This window comes from Burkholderia diffusa (genome assembly GCF_902499115.1).
In the GTDB taxonomy this organism is placed as follows: Bacteria; Pseudomonadota; Gammaproteobacteria; order Burkholderiales; family Burkholderiaceae; genus Burkholderia; species Burkholderia diffusa.
Window position 1 is genome coordinate 63,874 of the sequence record NZ_CABVPN010000033.1, and the last position, 24,220, is coordinate 88,093.

At 66.2% G+C, this 24,220-nt stretch carries 19 protein-coding genes, 1 tRNA gene, 1 pseudogene and 1 riboswitch; of the genes and pseudogenes, 6 read left to right on the forward strand and 15 right to left on the reverse strand.

Features of this window, described 5'->3' with window-relative positions; all coding sequences use genetic code 11:
- From BTE28158_RS27950 to BTE28158_RS27965, 4 genes are read left to right on the forward strand one after another with little or no spacing between them, the layout of a single operon-like run.
- Positions 1 to 7,617: a type I polyketide synthase gene (locus BTE28158_RS27950; RefSeq protein WP_151047862.1), complete on the forward strand. Its 7,617-nt coding sequence runs from the start codon at positions 1 to 3 to the stop codon at positions 7,615 to 7,617.
- Positions 7,614 to 8,528 carry a UDP-3-O-acyl N-acetylglycosamine deacetylase gene (locus BTE28158_RS27955; RefSeq protein ID WP_124625043.1) on the forward strand — a complete coding sequence of 305 codons (915 nt, stop codon included), beginning with the start codon at positions 7,614 to 7,616 and terminating at the stop codon, positions 8,526 to 8,528. Before BTE28158_RS27950 ends, BTE28158_RS27955 begins: the two co-directional genes overlap by 4 nt.
- Before the next feature lie 37 nt (positions 8,529 to 8,565).
- Positions 8,566 to 9,894 (forward strand): aminotransferase class I/II-fold pyridoxal phosphate-dependent enzyme, encoded by a 1,329-nt coding sequence (locus tag BTE28158_RS27960; RefSeq protein WP_124625046.1) that lies wholly within the window; start codon positions 8,566 to 8,568, stop codon positions 9,892 to 9,894.
- Positions 9,894 to 10,571: a GNAT family N-acetyltransferase gene (locus BTE28158_RS27965; RefSeq protein WP_124902722.1), complete on the forward strand. Its 678-nt coding sequence runs from the start codon at positions 9,894 to 9,896 to the stop codon at positions 10,569 to 10,571. Before BTE28158_RS27960 ends, BTE28158_RS27965 begins: the two co-directional genes overlap by 1 nt.
- Positions 10,572 to 10,580: 9 nt before the next feature.
- Here the strand turns inward: BTE28158_RS27965 and rfbD are convergent, their stop codons facing one another.
- The 6 genes from rfbD to BTE28158_RS27995 form a co-directional block, all read right to left on the reverse strand.
- Positions 10,581 to 11,501 carry a dTDP-4-dehydrorhamnose reductase gene (gene rfbD / locus BTE28158_RS27970; protein WP_151047861.1) on the reverse strand — a complete coding sequence of 307 codons (921 nt, stop codon included), beginning with the start codon at positions 11,499 to 11,501 and terminating at the stop codon, positions 10,581 to 10,583.
- 8 nt (positions 11,502 to 11,509) lie between these two features.
- A complete protein-coding gene (rfbC, locus tag BTE28158_RS27975; protein ID WP_059608325.1) occupies positions 11,510 to 12,061 on the reverse strand; it encodes a dTDP-4-dehydrorhamnose 3,5-epimerase in 552 nt (183 codons plus the stop codon).
- Positions 12,046 to 12,939, reverse strand: a complete 894-nt coding sequence (gene rfbA, locus BTE28158_RS27980; protein WP_059608326.1) for a glucose-1-phosphate thymidylyltransferase RfbA — start codon at positions 12,937 to 12,939, stop codon at positions 12,046 to 12,048. The genes rfbC and rfbA overlap by 16 nt, the downstream gene beginning before the upstream one ends.
- An 11-nt stretch (positions 12,940 to 12,950) precedes the next feature.
- On the reverse strand, positions 12,951 to 14,012 hold the full coding sequence (gene rfbB / locus BTE28158_RS27985) for a dTDP-glucose 4,6-dehydratase (RefSeq protein ID WP_151047892.1): 1,062 nt from the start codon (positions 14,010 to 14,012) through the stop codon (positions 12,951 to 12,953).
- A gap of 583 nt (positions 14,013 to 14,595) precedes the next feature.
- The gene (locus BTE28158_RS27990) at positions 14,596 to 15,429 is read right to left on the reverse strand and encodes a class II glutamine amidotransferase (RefSeq protein WP_059608328.1); all 834 of its coding nucleotides are present in this window, start codon (positions 15,427 to 15,429) and stop codon (positions 14,596 to 14,598) included.
- A 150-nt stretch (positions 15,430 to 15,579) separates the two neighbouring features.
- Positions 15,580 to 15,909 (reverse strand): carboxymuconolactone decarboxylase family protein, encoded by a 330-nt coding sequence (locus BTE28158_RS27995; protein WP_006484989.1) that lies wholly within the window; start codon positions 15,907 to 15,909, stop codon positions 15,580 to 15,582.
- Positions 15,910 to 16,038: 129 nt separating this feature from the next.
- Here BTE28158_RS27995 and BTE28158_RS28000 point away from each other — a divergent pair, with 129 nt between their 5' ends.
- Entirely contained in the window at positions 16,039 to 16,986 is a 948-nt protein-coding gene (locus tag BTE28158_RS28000; protein WP_059608329.1) for a cupin domain-containing protein, read from the forward strand.
- 151 nt (positions 16,987 to 17,137) lie between these two features.
- Here the strand turns inward: BTE28158_RS28000 and BTE28158_RS28005 are convergent.
- The 9 genes from BTE28158_RS28005 to BTE28158_RS28045 form a co-directional block, all read right to left on the reverse strand.
- Positions 17,138 to 17,213: transfer RNA gene (locus tag BTE28158_RS28005), tRNA-Lys, on the reverse strand.
- Positions 17,214 to 17,271: 58 nt separating this feature from the next.
- On the reverse strand, positions 17,272 to 18,021 hold the full coding sequence (gene ybgF, locus BTE28158_RS28010; RefSeq protein WP_059608330.1) for a tol-pal system protein YbgF: 750 nt from the start codon (positions 18,019 to 18,021) through the stop codon (positions 17,272 to 17,274).
- A gap of 19 nt (positions 18,022 to 18,040) precedes the next feature.
- On the reverse strand, positions 18,041 to 18,550 hold the full coding sequence (gene pal, locus BTE28158_RS28015; RefSeq protein ID WP_059465490.1) for a peptidoglycan-associated lipoprotein Pal: 510 nt from the start codon (positions 18,548 to 18,550) through the stop codon (positions 18,041 to 18,043).
- Positions 18,551 to 18,567: 17 nt separating this feature from the next.
- Positions 18,568 to 19,863, reverse strand: a complete 1,296-nt coding sequence (gene tolB, locus BTE28158_RS28020) for a Tol-Pal system beta propeller repeat protein TolB (protein ID WP_151047860.1) — start codon at positions 19,861 to 19,863, stop codon at positions 18,568 to 18,570.
- A 109-nt stretch (positions 19,864 to 19,972) separates the two neighbouring features.
- Positions 19,973 to 21,040, reverse strand: coding sequence for a cell envelope integrity protein TolA (gene tolA / locus BTE28158_RS28025; protein WP_059608332.1), 1,068 nt, complete (start codon positions 21,038 to 21,040; stop codon positions 19,973 to 19,975).
- Positions 21,037 to 21,486: a protein TolR gene (tolR, locus tag BTE28158_RS28030; RefSeq protein WP_006484943.1), complete on the reverse strand. Its 450-nt coding sequence runs from the start codon at positions 21,484 to 21,486 to the stop codon at positions 21,037 to 21,039. Before tolR ends, tolA begins: the two co-directional genes overlap by 4 nt.
- Before the next feature lie 10 nt (positions 21,487 to 21,496).
- Positions 21,497 to 22,174 (reverse strand): protein TolQ, encoded by a 678-nt coding sequence (gene tolQ, locus BTE28158_RS28035; RefSeq protein WP_059608333.1) that lies wholly within the window; start codon positions 22,172 to 22,174, stop codon positions 21,497 to 21,499.
- A gap of 144 nt (positions 22,175 to 22,318) precedes the next feature.
- Complete coding sequence (gene ybgC / locus BTE28158_RS28040; RefSeq protein ID WP_059608334.1) at positions 22,319 to 22,804, reverse strand: tol-pal system-associated acyl-CoA thioesterase; 486 nt, start codon at positions 22,802 to 22,804, stop codon at positions 22,319 to 22,321.
- A 105-nt stretch (positions 22,805 to 22,909) separates the two neighbouring features.
- Entirely contained in the window at positions 22,910 to 23,656 is a 747-nt protein-coding gene (locus BTE28158_RS28045) for an SDR family NAD(P)-dependent oxidoreductase (protein ID WP_059608335.1), read from the reverse strand.
- A 180-nt stretch (positions 23,657 to 23,836) separates the two neighbouring features.
- A riboswitch (ZMP/ZTP riboswitch) is annotated at positions 23,837 to 23,937 on the forward strand.
- Between the two features lie 137 nt (positions 23,938 to 24,074).
- On the opposite strand from BTE28158_RS28045, the pseudogene glyA reads away from it, so the two are divergent.
- Positions 24,075 to 24,220 (forward strand): annotated as a pseudogene (gene glyA / locus BTE28158_RS28050) (serine hydroxymethyltransferase); the annotation flags it as partial.

Consider the following 24,220-nt stretch of genomic DNA (forward strand, 5'->3'; position numbering starts at 1 on the left):
ATGGAAAAGAAAATTGCAATAGTTGGGATGGCTTGCCGCTTTCCCGGTGGGGTTGAGGGACCCGACGACTTCTGGAACCTGCTGCGTGACGAACGCGATGCCGTGACCGCCATTCCGCCGGATCGATTCGGCACGGCGTTCTACCAGCACCCGTCGAAACGGGAGCCGGGAAAGAGCTACACGTTCGCCGCGGGCGTCGTCGACGACGTCGCGGGCTTCGACGCCGAATTCTTCGGCATCTCGCCGCGCGAGGCGGCGCAAATGGATCCGCAGCAGCGGCTGCTGCTCGAACTCGCGTGGGAGGCGTTCGAAGACGCCGGCGTGCGTCCGGCCGCGATGCGCGGCCGCGACTGCGGCGTGTTCGTCGGCGTGGCGGGCATGGATTACGGCAACCGCAATATGGACGACATGAACACGATCGATCCGTATTCGGCAACCGGCAACACGCTCAGCATCGCGTCGAACCGCGTGTCCTACCTGTTCGACCTGCGCGGCCCGAGCATGTCGGTCGACACCGCATGCTCGTCCTCGCTCGTCGCGCTTCATCAGGCGATCCGCGCGTTGCAGTCCGGCGAGACGGCGATGGCGCTTGCCGGTGGGGTCAACCTGCTGCTGCATCCGTTCGGATTCGTCAGTTTCTCGAAGGCGTCGATGCTGTCGCCGCGCGGCCGCTGCCGCGCGTTCGACGCCACCGGCGACGGCTACGTGCGCGCCGAAGGCGGTGCGTTCGTGCTGCTCAAGCCGCTCGACCAGGCGTTGGCCGACGGCGATACGATCCACGCGGTCATCGCCGGATCGGGCGTGAATTCGGATGGCCATTCGCACGGCGGCATCAACGTGCCGGCAGCAGCGACGCAGGCGGACCTGCTGCGCGCCGTGTATCGGCGCGCGGGCATCGATCCGCGCACGCTCGCGTATCTCGAGGCGCACGGCACGGGCACGGCGGTCGGCGATCCGATCGAGGCGCGTGCTTTGATCGATGCGGTGTCGGGCGGCCGGCCGGAATCCGATCCGCTGCTGATCGGTTCGGTCAAGACCAATATCGGACACCTCGAAACGGCATCGGGCATGGCCGGTCTGCTGAAGGCCGTGCTGTGCCTGAAGCACCGCGCGGTGCCGCGTTCGCTGCATTTCGACACGCCCAACCCCAATATCGATTTCGAAGGCGGCCGCTTGCGCGTGGTCGATCGGTTCACGCCGCTCGAGCGCAGCGACGCACCGCTGACCATCGGCATCAATTCGTTCGGCTTTGGCGGCACGAATGCGCACGTCGTCGTCACCGAAGCGGCAGCGCCGGCGCCAGTCGCGCAGTCGGCGGCAAGGATCGATGCTCCGTTGCCGCCGCTCGTCCTCACCGCACGGTCGCCGGCTGCGCTGGCAGCCGTTGCCGCGCGCTATCTCGCGCGCCTGCAGTCGGGTGCCGACTGGGCCGCACTCGCGGCCGCCGCCGCACGGCGTCGTCAATGGCTCGAGCATCGCGCGGTCGTCGCGCCGGCGGATCACGAAGAAGGCTTGGCTGCGCTTGCCGCACTCGCGGAGCCGTCGGAGCGCGGGCTGCCGGCATGCGCCGTGCAGGGTCAGGCCATCGAAGGTGACGCGCCCGTCGCGTTCGTCTACGCGGGCAACGGCTGTCAATGGGCCGGGATGGGCAAGCGGCTCTATGCCGAGGATGCGGTGTTTCGCGCGGCGCTCGACGAAGTCGATGCGCTGTGGCGCGCGGACGGCACCGCGTCGCTCGTCGAAGTCATGTGCGAGGGTGTCGACGCCGAATGGCTCGCCGCGACCGAGAACGCGCAGCCGCTGCTGTTCGCGATGCAGGTCGGCATCACGCGTGTGCTGACCGCGCGCGGCATCCGCTTCGACGCGGCGGTCGGCCACAGTGTCGGCGAGATCGCGGCGGCCTGGGTGTCGGGCGCGCTGACGCTCGCCGAGGCCGTGCGCGTGATCAGGATTCGCAGCGGTGCCCAGGGCCTGACGCGCGGCGCGGGCAGGATGGCGGCGGCCGGCATCGGCGAAGCCGCGGCGCGCGACTGGATCGCGCGTCTCGATCTCGCTGCGGCCATTGAAATCGCGGGCACCAACAGCCCCGACTCGGTGACGCTCGCAGGTTCGCAAGCCGCGCTCGAAACAATCGGTGCAGCGCTCGCGGACGCAGGCCATTTCTATCAGATGCTCGGCCTCGACTATGCGTTCCACAGCAGCCGCATGGATGTAATCGAGCCGGTCGTGCGCGACGGGCTGGCCGATCTCGCGCCGCGCGATACGCATACGCGATTCGTGTCGACGGTCACCGGCGACACGTTGCCGGGTACCGCGCTCGACGCGGATTACTGGTGGCGCAACATTCGCGAGCCGGTCCGTTTCGGCGATGCAATTGCTCGCCTGGCCGACGATCGCGTGCGCGTGTTCGTCGAGATCGCCCCGCATTCGATCCTGCGCACTTACGTGAAGCAGACGCTTGCCGCACGCGTCGCGCCGGGCGTCGTCGTGCCGACGCTCAAGCGTCAGCACGATAGTGCGGAAATGCTCGCCCATTCGTTCCTGTCGGCGGTCGCGCAGGGGGCGCGTGTCGATCTCGATCGTCTCGTTCCCGATGTCCCGCACGCCGCGCTGCCGACTTATCCGTGGCAGCGCGAGCGTTACTGGCTCGTGCCGAGCGTCGAGGGTTACGGGCTTGTGAATCGCCGCGTCGATCATCCGCTGCTCGGCTATCGTCTGCACGAGCATGCGTTCGCCTGGGAGAATCAGCTCGATCCGCAGCGCGTGCCGATGCTCGCCGATCACGTGGTCGACGGCGGCATCGCGTTTCCGGGCGCCGGTTATGTCGAGATGGCACTCGCGGCGGCGCGCACGTTCTTCGGCACACCGGATGTGGCCATCGAGAACGTCGAGATCCGGATGCCGGTCGTGTTCCAGCCGCAGCATGCGAAGCTGTTCCGGTTCGCGATCGACGTGCGCACCGCGTCGTTTACGATCGAGACACGCGACCGGATGTCGGACGGCCCATGGAACCTGAACGTGACGGGGCGCCTGCTCGAAAGCGGCAATACGCTCGATGCGTACAGCACGCCGGATGCGTCCGTCGTCACCCGTCTGCAGTCGCGTCCTGCGCTGTCCGGCGATGCACTGTATGCGGGCACGACGGCGATCGGCCTGAGCTACGGGCCGGCGTTCCGATGGGTGAGGTCGCTGCGCGTGTCGGGCGACGACGCGCTTGCCGAGCTCGATGTGCCGCCGGTCCTTGTCGATGCGCGTGCGCGGTCAGACTATCTGCTGCATCCCGCGCTGATGGACAGCGGCTTCCATCCGCTGTTCGCGGTGCTGGCGCAGGCCGGTGCCACGCCGAACGATGCGCAGTCGGCGTTTGTCCCCGTGCAGATCGGTCGTGTCGATTTCCTGAGCGGCGAAGCGATTCGTCGCGTGCTGGCGCGCATTCATCGCCGCAGCCCGCATTCCATCCTCGCGTCGTTCGAATTCATCGATGCAAACGGCAAGATCGTCGCGCGCCTTTCCGCGTGCCGCTTCCGCCGCGTCGATCTCGCCGGGCGCTGTCACGGCGCGCCCGCGCGCTTTGCCTACGTGCTCGAAGCGCGGCCGCTGCCGGCCGGTTACACGGCCGACGCGTTGCCGCCGCCGGGCGTGCTCGTCGAGCGTGCGAACGCGCACGTCGCGGCGCGTGAGGACCTCGAGCGCCGCACGAAGCATCTGACCGAAATGCTGCCGCTGCTCGACGTGCTTGCCGGTCTGCATGCGCTCGATGCGCTGGATGCGCTCGGCGCGTTCGCCCAGCCGGCGCTGCTGACGAACACGCATCCGCAACAGGTCGAGCGACTGGCGGAAATCGTCGTCGAGGACGGGCTGGCGCGCTTCGAAGGCGATCGTCTGGTTCGCGATGACGAAGCCTGCGCGGCGATGCCCGCGCGTGACGCGTTGTGGCGCGACGTGCTGGCGGCATCGCCGGCCCATGTCGCCGAACTGACGCTGCTGGCACACGTCGGCGCGGCGCTGCCGCGCGTGCTGCGCGATGCGTCGCCCGGGGGCGTGCCGCTGTCGTCGACCGGGCGCAGTCTGGTCGAACAGTTCTTCGATGCATCGCCGACCTGGGCGCATGCGCGCGCGCTGCTCGCCGCCTGCGTGACGCAGGCCGTCGCGGCGTGGCCGGACGCACGCCGCTTGCGTGTACTGGAGTTCGGTGCCGCGAGCGGCGACGTGCTGCAACCGCTCGACGTGGACGTGCCGGCCGGTCGCTGCGAATACCTGCTGGCGGGTACGCCGCAGCAGCTCGCCGGATTCGATGCGCAAGCGCACGCGCACGTGCGGACGCTGGCGTTCGCGACCGACGCGCCGCTGTTCTCGCAATGCCGCGATACGACGCCGTTCGACGTCGTGATCGTCAACCGGATGCTGGGTGATCATCCGGATCCGCTCGCCGCGCTGACGGCGATCGCCGAACGGCTCGCGCCCGGCGGGCTCGTCGTCATTGCCGATGCGCGCCGCAGTCGATTCTCCGACATCGTGTTCGGCACGGCCAGTGGCGCGGGCGCCGCCGGCGCGTACGGTGCGCTGGCGCCGGCCGCGATCGAGTCGATGTGCGAACGCGCCGGGCTGGTCGACGTGGTGCGTGATACCGAACAAGGCCTCGATCTCGAGGGCACGCCGACGTTCTTCGTCGCGCGCAAGCCCGCTGCCCGCGAGCAAGCGGCCGGCGCATCGCGGGATGAGGATCGGGCGCGTCGCATGGCGCAGAGTGACGACGCGCACTGGCTGATCGTGCAGGACGATGTCGACGCGTTCGGCATCGCCCTGTCGGGCGAGCTCGAGCGGCTGGGTTGCCGTGTCGAGTCGGCAGCGGTGCGTGACGCCGCGGCATGGTCGGCGCGCCAGCCGGCCGGGCATCCGGCGCATGTCGTGTTCGTGGCGCCGCTTGCATCGCTCGACACAGCCGACGGTGCGGCCATGATGCGCGCGCAGCGCGGTGGCGCGCTCGCGCTGGCATCGATCGTGCGCGATCTCGATGCAGCCGGCGCGACGGAGCGCGGGCGACTGTGTGTCGTGACGCGTGGCGGCGCGCCGTTTGCCGCAGGCACGTCGTCACACCCCGAGCATGGAACGTTGTGGGGTCTCGGCCGCGTGATCGCGAACGAGTATCCGACGCTGCCGCTCCGGTTGATCGACGTCGATCGCGCCGTCGAACAACCGGCATCGCAGCTTGCGATGGCGCTGCTTGGCGACGATGGCGAGGAGGAAGTGCGGCTGGCGCCGCAGGGCCGCTACGTGCCGCGCATGTTGCCGGCCGCGCAGGCGGCCGAGCGTGACGGCGCGCTGTCACGCGCATCGGGCCGGTCGGGCGCGCGGCTCGCATTCGACATGCCGGGTTCGTTGCGCAACCTCGAATGGTTCGCGATGCCGGCACGCGATCTCGCCGCCGGCGAGGTCGAGATCGAGCCGATGGCGACGGGGCTCAATTTCCGCGACGTGATGTACGCGATGGGGCTGCTGTCCGACGAAGCCGTCGAGACGGGCTTCGCGGGCGCGACGATCGGCATGGAAATGTCGGGACGCGTCGCGCGGGTCGGCGCCGACGTCGAAGGGTTTGCACCGGGCGACGCGGTGCTGGGTTTCGCGCCCGCATCGTTCGCGACACGCGTGGTCACGCGCGCGACCGCGATCGCACACAAGCCCGACACGATGTCGTTCGAGGAGGCCGCCACGGTTCCGACGACGTTCTTCACCGCGTACTACGCGTTGTGCGAACTGGCGCGACTGCGACGCGGAGAGCGCGTGCTCGTGCACGGTGGCGCGGGTGGGGTCGGCATCGCGGCGATCCAGATCGCGCGCCATCTCGGCGCGGAAGTCTTCGCTACTGCCGGCAGCGACGAGAAGCGCGAGTTCATTCGCCTGCTCGGCGTCGACCGCGTGTTCGATTCGCGCAGCCTCGCGTTCGCCGACGAGATCCGTACGCGCACGCACGGCGAAGGCGTCGACATCGTGCTCAATTCGCTCGCGGGCGAAGCGATGGTGCGTAGCATCGATACGCTGCGTCCGTTCGGCCGCTTCCTCGAACTCGGCAAGCGCGACTTCTACGAGAATAGCCAGATCGGCCTGCGGCCGTTCCGCAACAACATCAGCTATTTCGGCATCGACGCGGATCAACTGATGGGCGTGCTGCCGTCGCTGACGGCACGACTGTTCGAGGAGGTGATGAACCTGTTATCTGCGGGCGTGCTGCATCCGTTGCCATACCGCGCATTCCCGGCCGCACGTGCGGAGGAAGCATTCCGCTACATGCAGCAGGCACGCCAGATCGGCAAGGTGCTGGTCACCTATCCGTCAGGCACGCCGGCGCCGACGCGTGGCGTTGCGGTGCCGGCGCTGCGATTCGACCCGCACGCCGCGTACCTGATCGTCGGTGGCACCGGCGGGCTGGGCTTCGCGACCGCGCGCTGGATGATCGAGCGCGGCGCGCGGCACCTGACGCTCGCGAGTCGCGGCGGCGCGCTGGGCGCGGCAATGCAGGCGGAAGCCGACCGCTGGCGGGACATGCTCGGCGCTGACGTGTCGGTCGCGCGATGCGACGTGACCGACGCCACGGCGCTCGACGGCCTCGTCGACAAGATCGAGCGTCGCGGAACGCCGCTCAAGGGCGTGCTGCATTCGGCGATGCAGATCGACGACGGGCTGCTGCGCAACGTCGACGACGCGCGCTTCGCGGCCGTGCTCGAACCGAAGGTGGCGGGCGCATGGAACCTGCATCGCGCGACGCAGCGGTGCACGCTCGATTTCTTCATCGTGTATTCGTCGGCGACGACCTGTCTCGGCAACCCGGGGCAGGGTGCGTACGTCGCCGCCAACGGCTTCCTCGAGGCGCTGGTCGCACATCGTCGCGCGGCCGGCCAGCCGGCCATGTTCATGGCGTGGGGGCCGATCGAGGACGTCGGCTTCCTGGCGCGCAACGCCGGCACGCGCGAGGCGTTGCAGTCGCGGATCGGCGGTGCGTCGATCACGTCGGACGAAGCGATGGCCGCGCTCGAACGCGCGCTTGCCCAAGGGACCGCCGGCGAAGCCGTCGTGCGTCTCGACTGGGGTGCCATTTCGCGCGGCATGCCGGCCGCGCACGCTCAGCGTTACACGGCGTTGCACACGGGTGGCACGGCCGAAACGTCGAGCGACGATCGCGTGTTGCTGGAGCAATTGCGTACGTTGCCGCCGGCCGAGGCAGTCGCGCTCGTCGAGACCGTGCTGCGCGGCCAGATCGCGCGGATTCTGCATATGTCGCCGGAGCGCGTCGATGCAGGCCGGTCGGTCCTCGATCTCGGGATGGACTCGCTGATGGGCATGGAGCTCGGCATGGCCGTCGAGGAGACCTTCGGCGTCAAGCTGTCGATCATGGCGATTGCGGAAGGCGCGACGGTGCATACGCTGGCCGAGCGCATCGTCGAGTTGCTCGGTGAGCGTAGCGGCGACGAGAAGACCGCGGCCGTGGACGAACTGGCGCAAGCGCTGGTCGCGCGGCATGCATTGGGCGATGAGGCGCGGGCGACGCTAGCACGTCGTCAGGATCACGAAAAAAACCAGGGGGCAGCAACATGCAAGTCGACGCCGGTTCATGCCGCGTGAAAGCACCGCAGGGATGGCAGGCCAACGAAGGCACGGTCGCCCGGCCGGTGACGATGACCGGACATGGTCTGCACACCGGGCGCCGGGTCCAGGTGCGGATCCTGCCCGCGACGCCGTCGGACGAACGGCACGGGATCGTGTTTCGCCGCATGCGCGGCGATCATCAACTGGGGATGCTTGCCGCCGGTCCGGCGGTGCGTCGCGCGCAGCCGCTCTGCACGATGCTGCGTGCCGACGACGGCATGGGCGTGCGTACGGTCGAGCACCTGCTTGCATCGCTGCTGACATGCGAGATCGATCACGCGATCGTCGAACTCGATGCGGAAGAAGTGCCGATTCTCGATGGTAGTGCGCGGCCGTGGATCGACGCGATCACGGCCGGCGGCCGTGCCGAATTGCAGCGTTCGAAGCGCTTTCTCCGGGTGCTGAAGCCGGTGAGCGTGGCCGACGGCGAGGGCGCGTCACGGCGCGAATTGCGCGTCGAGCCCGCCGAGCGATACGAATTCAGCGTGCGCGACGATCTCAAGGGGTTCGGCGACATGCAGTGGGACGGCGAGCTCACGCCGGGGACGTTCGCCAGCGAGATTTCGTCGTCGCGTTCGTACGGGCGGATCAAGTGGGCCGTGCCGGCGATCGCGGTCGGCTACCTGACGGGCACGCCGATCCTGCGCGGCGCGAGGCCGTCCTGCACGGCGTCGATCATCGGCAATCACGTGATCGGCGGACTGCGCGCGCCCGACGAATTCGTGCGTCACCGCGTGCTCGATCTCGTCGGCGATCTGGCGCTCGCGGGCTCACCGCTGCTCGGGCGCGTCATCGCGCATCGCCCTACCCACGAAATGAACTACCGACTTCTCAGCGCGTTGCTCGGTACGCCCGACGCGTACGAATGGGTCGACGTATCCGCGTAACGCGGACACAACGGACGGACTGCCCGGAACCAAAGACATGGCACTCGGAGAACACCTTCGCCAGCAACTGGCGGCGAAAGCGCTGAAGCGGCAACTTGAGCGCGCAACGGAAGCTGCCGCGGCGCCCGGCGTGCCCGGTACGCCGGCGGCGCAGGCCGCGTCGGCGCGCAGCCGTTTCGAATCGATGCCGCAGTATCAGCAAGTCAGGATCATGCGCGAGATGGGCGAGAAGCTGCGCGTCGACTCGCCGTTCTTCCGCGTGCACGATGGCGTTGCCGGCGCGACCACCCAGATCGGCGGTCGCGAGTACGTGAACTTCGCGAACTACAACTACCTCGGTCTCGCCGGCGATCCGACCGTATCCGAACGTGCGAAGGCCGCGATTGACCGCTACGGCACGTCGGCGTCCGCGAGCCGCATGGTCGCGGGTGAGCGTCCGGTGCAGCGCGACCTCGAGCGGGCGCTGGCCGCGTTCTACGAGACCGACGATTGCGTCGCGTTCGTGAGCGGCCACGCGACCAATGTGACCGTGATCGGCGCACTGTTCGGCCCCGGCGACCTGATCGTCCACGACGCGCTCGCGCACAACAGCATCGTGCAGGGTGCGCAGCTGAGCGGCGCGAAACGGCTGAGCTTCGCGCACAACGACTGGCAGGCGCTCGACGAACTGCTGTCGCGCGTGCGTCGCGAATACCGGCACGTGCTGATCGCGATCGAGGGGCTGTACAGCATGGATGGCGATTTCCCGGACCTGCAGCGTTTCGTCGACGTGAAGACGCGCCACGGTGCGTTCCTTCTGGTCGACGAAGCGCATTCGCTCGGCGTGCTCGGCGCGACGGGCAAGGGCATCCGTGAACATTGCGCGGTCGCGCCCGACCAGGTCGACGTGTGGATGGGCACGATGAGCAAGACGCTGGCCGGTTGCGGCGGCTTCATCGCCGGCTGTCAGCCGCTCGTGGACATGCTGCGCCATCTGGCGCCGGGCTTTCTCTATAGCGTCGGACTCGCGCCGACGCTCGCCGAAGCGTCGCTGGCCGCGCTCGAACGCCTGCAGGCCGAACCGGAGCGGGTTGCGCAACTGCAGGCGCGCGGGCAGCAATTCCTGACCGAGGCACGCGCGGCGGGGCTGAACACCGGCACGAGCGCCGGATATGCGGTCGTGCCGGTGATCACCGGAAGTTCGCTGAAAGCCGCGCAGTGGGCCAACGCGATGTTCGACGAAGGGATCAACGTGCAGCCGATCTTCTATCCGGCCGTCGAGGAGAAGGCCGCGCGCCTGCGGTTCTTCATCTGCTCGACGCACGAGCCCGGGCAGATCAGCCGGACGGTCGATGTGCTGGCCCGCCTGGCGGGGCGGGCGGCATGATGCCCGCCGCGGTGCTTGCGCCGTCGTTCGACGTGCCGCAAGCCGGCGCGTCGACGCCGTTTCGCGCCGCATGCGCGGACGATGCGGCGGCATGCGCACCGCTCGTGTTCGCATCCGGCGTCGGCGAATTCGGTTTCTTCCTCGGTGAGAGCGACGCGCGCTGCATCGCGTTCCTGCAACAGGCGTTCCGGTCGCGTCACGGCCGGTTCTCGTGGCGCAGGCATCGGGTCGCGCTCGGCGCCGACGGCACCGTGCATGCCGTGATGGCCATTCATGACGGGCGCCGGACGTTGTTCGACGACGTTCACGTCGTGTGGGCCCTGGCGCGCTTTTTCGGCGTGCGCCGCACGATCGGCCAGCTGCTGCGCGGGCTGGTGCTCGAAACGGAGATTCCGGCGCCCAAGCGTGGGCAGATCCTCATCGCGCATTGCGCGACGGACGAGCGGCGGCGCGGCACGGGCATCTTCACCGCACTGCTGCGCGACGCGCTCGAGACCGGTGCGTTGCCGGACGACGACAGCCGCGACATCGTGCTCGACGTGCTGACCCGCAACGAGCGCGCCCGCGCACTGTACGAGCGGCTCGGCTTTGTCGCGCTGACGCGGTCGCGTCAGCGCTCGCGACGGCTGCCTGCCGAGCTTGATTCGGTACGCATGCGGCTCACGCGTCGCGGCTGACGGCGCGCATCAAATCTCTTTCATGCACAGTTCGAGCGCGGCTTCCCAATGCGGCGCGCACAAGCCGAAGTGCTCCGCCAGTTTTGCATTCGACATGCGGGAATTGGCCGGGCGCGATGCGGGTGTCGGATAAGCGCTGGCGGGAATGGGCGACAACGACGGCTTCTTCGACAGATTCGAGAGACGAAAGATCGCTTCGGCGAATCCATGCCATGAAGTCGAACCGGCCGCACACAGGTGATAGATACCCGAATGCGTGTTCCACCATTCGTGCTGTCCGTCCCGTTCGTTCATGGAGGCGCCGATGGCCTGCGCAGCGACGTTCGCGCTGAGCGCAGCGATCGTTTTCGACCAGGTCGGAGCACCGATCTGGTCCGCGACGATCTTCAGTTCGTCACGCTCGGCGCCGAGGCGCAGCATGGTCAACAGGAAGTTCTTGCCGCGCGTTCCGTACACCCAGCTGGTACGGAAAATCAGGTGCGCGCATCCGGATGCCGCGATCGCCTGCTCGCCCGCGAGTTTGGTCGTGCCATACACGTTTTGCGGATCGACCGGATCGTCCTCGATGTACGGGCCGTTCTTCGTCCCGGCGAACACGTAATCCGTCGAGTAATGGATCAGCGCCGCGCCGATGCGCTTCGCTTCTTCGGCGAGCACGGCTGGCGCTTCCGCATTCAGGCGCGTGGCCAACGCGACGTCGTTTTGCGCCTGGTCCACGGCCGTATAGGCCGCCGGGTTGACGATGAGGTCCGGCCTGACGTGGCGCACGACGTCGCGCACCTGATCGAGGCGCGACAAGTCGAGCGCGCCGCGATCGAGTGCGACCACTTTGCCGAGACCCTGCAGGCTGCGCGCCAGCTCGAATCCCACCTGGCCATTGATGCCGGTGAGCAGGATGGTCCGTTGCTCGGGCCGTTTTTTCTGTTCCACGGCGCCGCTCACTTGTAGTACTCGGCTTCGGCGAGCCGCTTGCCAGCCGCATCCTTGGCCGCGAGCACGGGCTCGCCTTCGAGCGGCCAATCAATGCCGATCTCCGGATCGTTCCACAGCAAGCTGCGCTCGTGCTCAGGGAACCAGTAGTCGGTGGTCTTGTAGAGGAATTGCGCCGACTCCGACAGCACCACGAAACCGTGCGCGAAGCCGGGCGGCACCCAGAGCTGGCGATGGTTGTCGGCCGACAGTGTCACGCCGGCCCATTTGCCGAAGTTCGGTGAACTGCGCCGGATGTCGACCGCGACGTCGAATACCTCGCCTTCGACCACGCGCACGAGCTTGCCCTGCGCGTGCTCGATCTGGTAGTGGAGCCCGCGCAGCACGCCCTTTACCGAACGCGAGTGGTTGTCCTGGACGAACTCGACGTCGGCCTCGACGAGCGCCGCGAATTCGCGTCCGTTGAAGCTCTCGTAGAAATAGCCTCGCGCGTCGCCGAATACCTTCGGCTCGACGATCTTGACTTCGGGGAGCGCCGTAGCAGTTACCGTGATGGCCATGCAACCTGATCCGTGAGAATGTTCAGCAAATATTTGCCGTAGCCGTTTTTCGACAGCGGCTGCGCGAGCTTCTGCACCTGCTCGGCATCGATCCACTGCCGGCGGTACGCGATCTCCTCGGGGCAGGCGACGACCAAGCCTTGCCGCTTCTGCAGCGTCGCGATGAAGCTCGCGGCCTCGATCAGCGAATCGTGGGTACCGGTGTCGAGCCATGCATAGCCGCGGCCCATGATCTCGACGTTCAACGCGCCGTCCGCGAGATAGCGGGAATTGACGTCGGTGATTTCCAGCTCGCCGCGCGGCGACGGCTCGATGTCGGCGGCGATGTCGCACACGCGGTTGTCGTAGAAGTAGAGACCGGTCACGGCGTAGTTCGAACGCGGCTTGGCTGGCTTCTCTTCGATCGATACGGCACGGAAGTCTTGATCGAATTCGACGACGCCGTAACGTTCCGGATCGTGCACGTGATAGGCGAACACCGTCGCGCCCGCGTCTTGCGCGTCTGCGTGCTCGAGCTGTTTCGCCAGGTCGTGACCATAGAAAATGTTGTCGCCGAGAATGAGCGCCGACGGATCGTTGCCCACGAATTCGCGACCGATGATGAACGCCTGTGCAAGGCCGTCGGGCGACGGCTGCACCGCATACTGGATGTTCATCCCCCACTGGCTGCCGTCGCCGAGCATGGCTTCGAAGCGTGGGGTGTCCTGCGGCGTGGAGATGATCAGGACGTCGCGAATGCCCGCGACCATCAGCGTCGAGAGCGGGTAATAGATCATCGGCTTGTCGTAGACCGGAAGCAACTGCTTCGAGACCGCATGCGTGATCGGATAGAGCCGTGTGCCGGAACCGCCGGCGAGAATGATGCCCTTGCGCGCCATGTCCGTTCCCCTTACGCGCGGTGCGCGTAGTTCGTTGCGACCCACTTCCGGTAGTCGCCCGAAGCGACTTCGTCGACCCATTCCTGATGGTCCAGATACCAGCGCACCGTTTTCGCGAGGCCGGTTTCGAACGTTTCGGCGGGCTTCCAGCCGAGCGTTCGCTCGAGCTTGCGTGCATCGATCGCGTAGCGTCGATCATGGCCCGGCCGGTCGGTCACATAAGTGATCTGGTCGCGATACGAACCCGCCGATTTCGGTCGCAGTTCGTCCAGCAGGTCGCACAGCGTGTGCACGACCTCGAGATTCGTTTTCTCGTTCCAGCCGCCCACGTTGTACGTCTCGCCGGTCTGGCCGCGCGCGAGCACCTCGCGGATCGCACTGCAGTGGTCGCCGACGTACAGCCAGTCCCGTACGTTCTGGCCGTCGCCGTACACGGGCAACGGCTTGCCGGCGAGCGCGTTGGCGATCATCAGCGGAATGAGTTTCTCGGGGAACTGGTATGGGCCGTAGTTGTTCGAGCAGTTCGTGGTGAGCGTAGGCAGGCCGTACGTATGCTGGTAGGCGCGCACGAGATGATCGGAGCCGGCCTTCGTTGCCGAATAGGGGCTGTTCGGTGCGTACGGAGTCGTTTCGGAGAATTGCGGATCGGCAGGCGACAGCGAACCGAATACTTCGTCCGTGGAAACGTGCAGAAAGCGGAATGCGGCCTTGTCTGCCGCAGGCAGCGTATTCCAGTACTGGCGTGCAGCTTCAAGCAGCGTGAATGTTCCGACGACATTGGTCTGAACAAAATCCGCCGGCCCGTGAATCGAGCGATCGACGTGGCTTTCCGCAGCGAAATGCAGGACTGCGCGAGGCGTGTATTCCGCGAACAGCGCATCGAGCGCCGCACGGTCGCAAATATCGGCTTGCGCGAACACGTGCTTCGGGTTTCCGTGCACCGATTTTAATGTTCCGAGATTGCCCGCATAGGTCAATTTGTCGACGTTCAGAACCGATTCGTCGGATTGACGCAGCCAATCCAGCACAAAGTTGGCACCGATAAAGCCGGCGCCACCTGTAACCAATATCATGTAGCCTCTTTTTATGTTAACGGCAGTGAGTCCTGCCTTGCTCTCGTTCGTGCGCGTCGCCCTCGATTGACGCAGGACGAAGAGTATCAAGAAATCGTGCTGCCCCGACGGATCTGGGGGCTGGGTTGCACGCATATTCTAGGGTATTCCTTCGAGGCGACGCATGTATCAACCGCACAGTCTGCGTTGAAAGACTATTAATTCTCTATACCGCAGGACTCGGATGATGCCGGTCGTGTGCGGTGTATCGCGATTCTCCGTGCGCTTGCGCGGGATTCATCGGACGTGCTGTCGCACGCAAACATTTGCGCAAAGCCGCGACAAGGAGAGTGCAAGCGGAAGTCGACGCCGAATGCGGTGATGGTTTTTTGATACTAAAAATCGATGGCAACTATATCATGCTCGATTCGATCGGCGCGAATCACCCGTTTTATATCGAGATTTGGAATCGCAATATTTTTACTTTACCGACATGGCGGGTGGCGTCGTGGCTGGTGACGTGCCTGTCGTATTCCTCGTTAAATCCGGTCCGATTCGGACTCATTTCACCTGGTGTGGCGGGGACTTTAAACGCCGCTTCAACCTATTTGTGCCGCGGATTGAACGGCCGCTGCTGCACATCCGCCCCATGCGCGACGATCACCGTGCTTTCGGGCACTTCCTCCCATGCGTCGCGCAGGTCGATGAGCGGCTCCGACACGACCATGAACGCGTCGTCGCCCGCTTCGACGATGCGCGGATTGTGCGGATAAAGTTCGTGCAGATGCCTGAACGACGTGCTGTGGAACAGCGAGCGCGATTGCCGTTCGCTCGAGTAGCGCACCGCGATGATCCGGTCGCCGTCCGTCACGCAGATCGTCATGTTGAGCGGCTCGGCGACTCGGTATCGCGCGGCGGTTTCCTCGATCACGCCGACCATGCGTTCGAGCGCCGGCAGCGGCATCTGCTCGAGGCCGTAGGTCAACGCGAGACGGAACATCAGCTCGGAATCGGTCGAGCCTTCGAGCGTAGCGAACAGCGCCGGGTCGACCTTCATCGTCAGGTCGCGGCGCAGCTTGTGGAAATCGCGGATCAGCCCGTTGTGCGCGAACAGCCAGCGGCCGTGGCGGAACGGGTGACAGTTGGTTTCCTGCACGGGCGTATCGGTTGCAGCACGGATGTGCGCGATGAACATCCGCGAGCGGATCGCGCGCGCGGCTTCGCGCAGGTTGCGATCGTTCCACGCGGGATGCACCGAGCGGTAGCGGAACGGCAGTTCGTCGGGGTTGCCGTACCAGCCGATGCCGAACCCGTCGCCGTTGGTGGTCGTGGCGCCCAGTTCCGAATGCAGGCTCTGGTCGATCAGCGAATGCTTCGCGCGAAACAGTACGGTCTCGAGATGGATCGGATTACCCGTATAGGCGAGCCAGCGGCACATGGAGCGCTCCTTCGCGATGAATCCTCTCGCGCATGGTAGCCGACTTCGCGGCGCCGTTATACGCGGCTGCCGCACGCTCGCCGGTTGGCAGACTGCGCCGGTCGATCGTCGATGAAGGATGCGGCGGGTGCCGCGTCCTTCGTGCACGCGTCAGTCGCCGAGCGCGTCCATCACGCGGGCGGAGTAGACGAGCGCCGCGCCCGCATTCAGCGCGATCGCGACGCCGAGCGCTTCGGCCACTTCCTCCTTGGTCGCACCATGCTTTGCGGCTTCCGCCGTGTGCACGGCGATACAGCCGTCGCAGCGCGTGGTGACGGCCACCGCGAGCGCGATCAGCTCGCGCGTCTTTGCGTCGAGATGACCCGTCTTGGCGCCGGCGCCGGACAGCGCCTTGTAGCCGGCCAGCGTATCGGGCGACAGCTTGGCGATGTCGCCGATGCGCGTCGAGAGTTCCTTCCGGTATTCGTTCCAGTTCAGCATGATGCGTCCTTTCGAGAAGAGGTGAGGAGGGCGGCGGGCGCCGCGATCTCGGGCGATGCAGACCTATTCTGATCGTTCGCGCTGAGGGTTTCGATACGCTAGAGTGTCAATTTTTAGCGAGATCGTCTCATGGATGCCCTCAGTCAACTACTATCGCTGGGCCGCAGCCATGTCGAACTCGACGTGCGCTGCCTGCTCGATGGCCCGTTCGCGATGCCGCACGATCCGTTGCCGCCCGGCGAGGCCGCGTTTCACCTCGTGCTGGCCGGAACGTGCCGGATGCGTACCGCGGACGGGCGCACGCTGCAGCTCGCCGACGGCGATTTCGTACTGCTGCCCGCGGGTGGCGCGCACGACCTGCTCGACGCAGGAGCCGGCCGGTTGGGGCCGGTTGCAGCGCTGCGCGATCTGGGGACGGGCGGTGGCACGGTGCTGCCGGTCAAGTCGAATCTCGATCCGGCCGAACCGGGCGGCGCGAGCGTGGACCTGCTGTGTGGACGGTTCGTCTATGCGCGCGGTGCGGGTGAACTGCTGATGCGCACGCTGCCGCATGTACTGCATGTCGGGTTGCGCGAGGCGTCGGGGTTCGCGCCGCTGCAGCTGCTGACGAGCGTGCTGCGCACCGAGGCGTCGAATGGTCAACCGGGCGCCGGCGCGATCGTGAACGCGCTCGGCCAGGCGCTGCTCGCGTATGCGTTGCGCGCATACGGTCGTGGTGCGCGCGTGCCGTCCGGCTGGCTCGCGCTTGCGGCCGACGCGCGGCTCGGCCCGTCGGTTCAGGCCGTGCTGCAGGCGCCGGAGAAGCCGTGGACGGTTGAGTCGCTCGGCGATGCATCCGCGATGTCGCGCGCGACATATGCACGGCATTTCCGCGAGCGGGCCGGGATGAGTGTCGGCGCGTTCATCGCGCAGATCCGGATGATGCATGCGTGCGCGCTGCTGCAGGACACGCAGCGCGGGCAGGCGGAGATCGGGCAGGCAGTCGGCTATCAGTCGGAGGCGGCGTTCGGCAAGGCATTTCGCGCGGTGCTCGGCACGACGCCGGGGCGCTGGCGGCGCGCGCAGCGCGACTCGTGAGGTTGCCGGCGGGGGCGTCGTGCTCGACGACGAACCGTTGGCGAAATCGAAGAGGGGAGAAGTGTCTGCGTGCAGCGGCGCACACCTGCTCGCGAGGCAACAACAATGAAAAAGGGGCTTCCGGTTTCCCGGAAGCCCCTTCTTGACATCTTGGTAGGCCGTGCGTGACTCGAACACGCGACCAACGGATTAAAAGTCCGCTGCTCTACCAACTGAGCTAACGACCCAAAGAGCAAAAAATTATAGCGGCGGATCGCTGGTCTGTCAACAACCCGTCACCATAATTTATTTGATGCTTTCGATCTTGCCCTGTGCCGTCTGCGCAGCGTTCGATCCAGCGTATTGCGACACGACCTGCTCGAACGTCTTCTTTGCAGCCGCCTTCTGGCCCTGCTCGAGTTGGTTCGTGCCGATTGCCACGAGTGCGTCGGCCGCGCGCGGGTGCTGCGGGAACTTGCTCACAATCCCTTGCCACGTTGCAGTCGAACCGCGGTAGTCGCGCAGCGCGTATTGCGCATTGCCGTACCAGTACTGCGCGGTCGGCTGGTAGGGGCTCTGCGGATACTTCGCGATGAACGCGCGGAACGAAGCCGCCGCCGCCTTGAAGTTGCCGTTGCGGAACTGCTGTTGCGCCGCGTTGAGCGCATCCGTTTCACCCGGCTGCACGGTGCCTTCCACGCCGTCGATCGTCGCCTGTTGCGGCTCGAACTTCTTCAGCCGCGTGTCGAGATCCTGGTAGTACTCTTTCTGCTGCCGCTCGAGCGTCGTCAGCCGGTTCGTCAGGTCTTCGTTCTCGCCGCGCAGCGTCGCGACCTGCTGGTTCAGCTGGTCGATACGGCCGGATTGATCGAGTATCGTACGCTGGGCGGCCGACAACTGACTGGACAGGTTGTCACTCTTGCTGCGCAGATCAAGCACGGCGCGGCGCGCCTCGTTGTCGTCGAACATGCCGGCGTGCGCCGGCGCGGCCGACCACGCCGCGCCGACGACGCAGAATGCTGCGGCCATCCGCAGCCAGGATACACGGTGCGTCATACGGCAACTCTTCCGTTACTTACTGTTGGTAGACGAGGTCGGCGCGGCGGTTCTGCGCCCACGATGCTTCGTCGTGACCCGATGCTTGCGGCTTTTCCTTGCCGAGGCTCACGGCTTCCATCTGCGAGTCGTTCACGCCGAGCAGTGCCATCGCGCGGCGGACAGCCTCCGCACGCTTCTGACCCAGCGCAAGGTTGTACTCGCTCGTGCCGCGTTCGTCGGTGTTGCCCTGGATCAGCACATGGCGCTGCGGGTGGCTCTTCAGGTACTGAGCGTGCTGCTGCAGCAGCGGCTGGTATTCGTCCTTCACCGAATAGCTGTCGAAGTCGAAGTAAATGCTGCGCTTCGCAAGCGGGCTGTTCGGGTCATTCAGCGGATCGACGTTCACCTGCGCGACGTTGTCGGCGCTCGGCTGCGTGCTCATCGCGCCCGCGTTGGCCTTGTCGTCGAGCTTGACGCCCGACTTACACGCTGCGAGCGCGCTGATCATCATCACGGCCAGGGCCAGACGAGCTTTGTTCGACATCATGGTTACTCTCCTTGTGGTCATTGCATGAAGGGCCCCCACGACGGCTCACGAACGGAGCCGCCCTGGACGGACAGGATCTGCGGCGGCGCGCTGCCGTCGGAGGGCACTGCTGCCAGCACGTTGCGACCACCCGACTGGGTAGCGTAAAGAAGGTACTGGCCGTTTGCCGCGAAGCTCGGCGATTCGTCGCGATTGGTATTCGTGATGGCGTTCGCCGCGCCGGTTTGCAGATCCTGAACGTACAGCTTGAACCCCCCACCCGTGCGGGAGATGTAGGCGAGCAACTTGCCGTCCGGGCTGATGCGCGGGCTGGTGTTGTAGCTGCCGGTGAAGGTCACGCGTTGCGCGGAGCCGGCGCTTTCGCCTTGCGCGGGCATCCGGTAGATCTGCGGCGCGCCGCCGCGATCGCTCGTGAAATAGATCCAGCGGCCGTCCGGCGAGTAGTACGGCTCGGTGTCGATCGAGCTGCTCTGCGTGAGCCGGCGCAGACCGCCGCCGTTCGCATTGACCGTATAGATTTGCGTATTGCCCGTCAGCGACAGCGCAACGGCCAGCGTGTTGCCGTCCGGCGACCACGCCGGCGCACTGTTGTTGCCCTTCTGGTCGGAGACCATGTAGCGGCGGCCCGTCGGCAGGTCATGGATGTAGACGATCGGCTTCTTGCGCTCGAACGACACGTACGCGACCTTCGTCCCGCTCGGCGACCACGCCGGCGAGATGATCGGCTCGGTGCTCGAGAGCGCGATGCGTGCGTTCTGGCCGTCGGAGTCCGAGATCTGCAACTGGTACCGGTTGCCCGTCTTGATCACGTACGACAGACGCGTGGCGAACACGCCGCGCACGCCGAGCAACTTCTGGTAGATGTAGTCGGCGATCTTGTGGCCAGCCGTGCGCAGCGTGTTGTCGTTCGCCGTCAGCGACAGGCCGCCGAGGCTTTGCTGCTTCACGGTGTCGTACAGGATGAAGTTCACCTTGTACTGGCCGTTGGCGTCGCGGTTCACGCTGCCGGCGACGAACGCGTTCGCGCCCTTGGCTTTCCATGCGCCGAGATCGACCGATGCGGTTTCGGGCACGGGCGTGCTGCCCGCGTCGATATTGGTGAATTTGCCGCTGCGCGCGAGGTCGGCGCGGACGATCGACGTGACCTGCTGCGGCAGGTTCGCCTCGTTCACGAAATTCGCGGTGGCGATGGGGAACTGGGTCGAACCGACGCCGGTGATCAGCACGTTGACCTGCGCATTAGCGGCGCCGCCGGCCGCAATCAGACACGAGGCCACGAGTGCCCTGAAACCTAGTTTCGTCATCAAACTCATGCTTCTTGCTTCCCATGTGACTTGGATCGCTGCGCAACCGCAGAGACAGTAAAAATACCCGATTCGTTCCCGTCCGGCAGCGACGCACGGAGTGTAAGCGCATTTGCGATCACTCCGCTGCCTTGAAGGTAATCGTAATGTCGGACGGGGTACGACCGTTAGAATCGGGCGGCAATGGGACCGACGCCTGAATCGCATTGACCACGGCTTGATCCCACCCCGAATTTCCGCTCGAACGGCGGATCGAAACGCTCAGCACGTCGCCCGACGGCGTGCAGCGGATCGCGACGACCGTCGTCAGGCCCGCGCGCTCGCCGCCCCAGACGATGTTCGGCTTCACACGGCGACGCACCTTGTCGGGATAGCCGGGCGACGCGGCATTGCCGCCGGAGCCCGTCCCGGTACCGCTTTTCGCGAGGCCTTCACCGCCGCCTTCGCCGGACCCGGACATGCCTTGCATCTGCGCGAGACGCGCGCTGCGCTCACGGTCGAGCTTCGCCTTCGCCGCCGCGTCGGCCTTCGCGCGCGCCGTCGCCTCGGCCTTCGCCTTTGCCTGGGCTTCCGCCTTCGCCTTCGCGGCCGCGTCGGCCTTGGCCTTCGCCGCCTGCTGCGCTTCCAGCTGCGCCTGCTTCTGTTGCTGCAGTTTCTGCTGCTGGAGTTTTTGCTGTTCGAGCTTCTGCTGCTCCACGAGCTGTTGTTGCTTGAGCTTGTCCGCCTGCTTCTGCTTTTCGCGCTCGGCGGCCTTCTGCGCGGCGAGGGCAGCAGCCTGCTGGGCCGCAAGCTGCTCGCGCCGGGCTTCTTCCTGCTGGGTCTTCAGTTGCTGCGCGCGGCGCTGCTGCTCGAGCAGCGCTTCGCGCGCGGCCGCTTCCTGTTGCCGTTTCTTCTGCTGCAGCGCGATGTCCGCCTGCTCGTCCCTGACCGGGGGAGGGGGCGGTGCGAGCTTCGCGGGCGGCGTGGGTGTGACGACGGGCCGCGGCGCGGGCACGTCGGGCACCTCGGTCCACAGTTCGGCTTCGGCGCCTGCCGGCGTGCTGTTCTGCCACTGCACGCCGTGATAGAGGAACAACGCGAGCAGCACGTGCATCAGCGCCGCGAGCGCGAACGCGCGCCAGGTGCCGCGCTCGCGAGGGGGCTGAGACGGATAGGCGTTGCCGCGCGTGGATTGCTGCCGGTTCATTGCGATTTGACGAGGAGGCCGACGCGCTTGACGCCGCGCGCCTTCAGGTCCGACATCACGGTCATGACGGCATCGTACTGCACGGTCTTGTCGGCCGCGATCACGACGGGCTGGTCGGGATGGTCAGCCTGCCGGGCCGAGATGAAGCTGTCGAGCTCGGCCTTGGTCATCGTGTCTTCCTGCGTCGCGCCGGAGTCGCCCTTGTACTTGACGCTCATCGTGCGGTCGGCCTTGATGTTGACGACGACTGGTGGCGTCTGTTCCTGGGGGGCGGCATTGCCGACGGTCGGCAGATTGATGATCGACGGGGCGACGAGCGGTGCCGTGACCATGAAGATCACGAGCAGCACCAGCATCACGTCGATGTACGGCACGACGTTGATGTCGGCCATCGCGCGGCGCGAGCGGCCGCCGCGCATGCTGGATCGAATGGGACTTCCTGCCATGGCGCGCTCCTTACTGGGCCTGACGCTGCAGGATGTTCGAGAACTCTTCGATGAAGGTCTCGAAGCGGATTGCGAGGCGGTCGATGTCGTGCGCGTAGCGGTTGTACGCGACAACCGCCGGAATCGCGGCGAACAGGCCGATCGCGGTGGCGACGAGCGCCTCGGCGATGCCCGGTGCGACGTTCGCGAGCGTCGCCTGCTGCACGTTCGCCAGGCCGCGGAACGAGTTCATGATCCCCCAGACGGTGCCGAACAGACCGATGTACGGACTGACCGAGCCGACCGACGCGAGGAACGCGAGGTTCGCTTCGAGCACGTCCATTTCGCGCTGGAACGACGCGCGCATCGCACGGCGCGCGCCGTCGAGCACGAGGCCCGGGTCGCTGATGCGCTTTTCCTTCCCCTTCAGGAACTCACGCATCCCCGATTCGAAAATCCGCTCGAGCGCGCCGATCGTGTGACGATTGTTGGCCGCGCTTTGATACAGCGCCTGCAGGTCGCCGCCCGACCAGAAATCCCTTTCGAAGCGTTCGGTCTGCGCGCGTGCGCGGCGGATCGCGAACCACTTGCGGAAGATGAAGGTCCACGACATCAGCGACAGCAGCAGCAGCAGCCCCATCACGGCCTGGGCCAGCACGCTCGCGTTGAGGACGAGGGAAATGATCGACAGGTCTTGAGAAGTGTTCATAGAGGTTTGAGTAACGTCCCTTCGGGGGTGTCCGGCGAGGGCGCACGGTATGCGTGTGGCGCGGCGCGCCGGCCTGGCCTGGCGCCGAACCTTGCTTAGTATCGATTCAGGAGGGCAAGTTCATAGGCTTTGTCTAAACGGTGCTCATCCGAGCTTCGTTGACAATACAGTCTGCCCGGCGTCGATGACGGGCCCGCGTTGCAGCGCGTCGAGCACGACCGGCGGGATTGCTGCGGGCCGGATGCCGGTTCGGTCGACGCAGCCGAGGCGGATGTGTCCGGCCACGAGCAGCGTGTCTCCGCACCAAGCTTCCTGCGTGAATTCCACCGATGCGCGGCCGATGCGCCCGGGCCGGCTCGTGATCGTCAGCGCGTCGTCGAGTCGCGCCGGCGCGCGGTAGTCGAGCGATGTGCTGCGAACGATGAAGATCGCGCCGGTATCGTCGGCGAGCCGACGCTGGTCGATGCCGCATGCGCGCAGCCACTCGGTGCGAGCGCGTTCGAAGAACTTCAGGTAGTTGGCATAGAAGACGATGCCGCCTGCGTCGGTGTCCTCGTAGTACACGCGTACCGGCCAAGTGAAGCCGGAGTGCGCGTCCGGGGAGCGGGTAGGCTGAGTCATGGCGCGCATTTTACCGGAAGGCCGAGGCCGGATTCGTAACCGATTCGTAACGGAATGTAGTATGCCGTAGCACACTGCGGGCCGGCCCCGAGAGGGGGCGGGCCCGCGCGACTTTCAGCCGCGGTGGACGGTCGGGCCGCCGGGCGCTTGCGCGACCGGCATCAGCTCGATCGTGTTGACGTTGACGTGTGCCGGGCGCGTCGCGATCCAGTAGATCGTGTCGGCGATGTCCTCGGGCATGAGCGGCTGGACATTGTTGTAGACGCTCGCCGCTTTTGCGTCGTCGCCGCGATAGCGGATGTTCGAGAACTCGGTGCCGCCGCACAGGCCCGGCTCGATATCGGTGACGCGCAGTGGCGTGCCGAGCAGGTCGGCGCGCAGGTTCAGGCTGAATTGTCTGACGAAAGCCTTGGTCGCGCCGTAGACGTTGCCGCCCGCATAAGGGTACGAACCCGCGACCGAGCCGATATTGAAGATGTGACCGCGGCCGCGCTCGATCATGCCGGGCAGCAGCGCGTGCGTAACGGTGACGAGGCCCGTGCAGTTCGTGTCGATCATCGTGTGCCATTCGTCGAGGCTGGCCTTTTGGGCCGGCTCGACGCCGAGCGCGAGGCCGGCGTTGTTGACGAGGACGTCGAGTGCTGCGAATTCGGCGGGAAGGGCGGCCGGCACGGCCTCGACGGCCGCGCGATCGCGTACGTCGAGCTCGAGCGGCAGCAGGGAATCGCCGAGTTCGGCGGCGAGCGCATCGAGACGATCCTTGCGGCGCGCGGTTGCGACGACGCGGTGGCCGCCCTTGACGAAGGCACGGGCGATGGCGGCGCCGAAGCCGGCGGACGCGCCTGTGACGAACACGATCATTGCTGCTCCTGGTCGGTAACAAAGTAGCGGATAGTATCCCGCAAGCCTACTGAGATTGCGGCACCGCGGCAAGGCGGCACAGCGTTCCGGTACGGGCGCGTACAGTCTGGCCCCAATTGCTTCGGGCGTCCCGCCGTGCGGTTGCCTATTCATGACGCATCCAATACACTAACGCGCTCATCACCCCTGCGTGACTGGCGATAGAACCCTTCGGGTTCAAGGTGGAGCATCCCACCGTGAAGCGCGGGGCGCCGTTTTTGCCGTTCGCCTGGGCAGCCGTTGTGCGCCGTCGCGTGCATCGCCGGTGGCTGTCCTGCCTCGCGTCATACGGATTCTTCCGCCACGTCGGGCTGGTTCCGCCAGCAGCGCAATGTACTCGGCCACTCCGGTCAACCTGTACACACTTAACGGAAACCGTATGTTTGACAGAGCCCAAAGCACCATCGCGAACGTCGATCCCGAAATCTTTGCAGCGATCGAGCAGGAAAACCGCCGCCAGGAAGAGCACATCGAGCTGATCGCGTCGGAAAACTACACGAGCCCGGCCGTGATGGCCGCACAGGG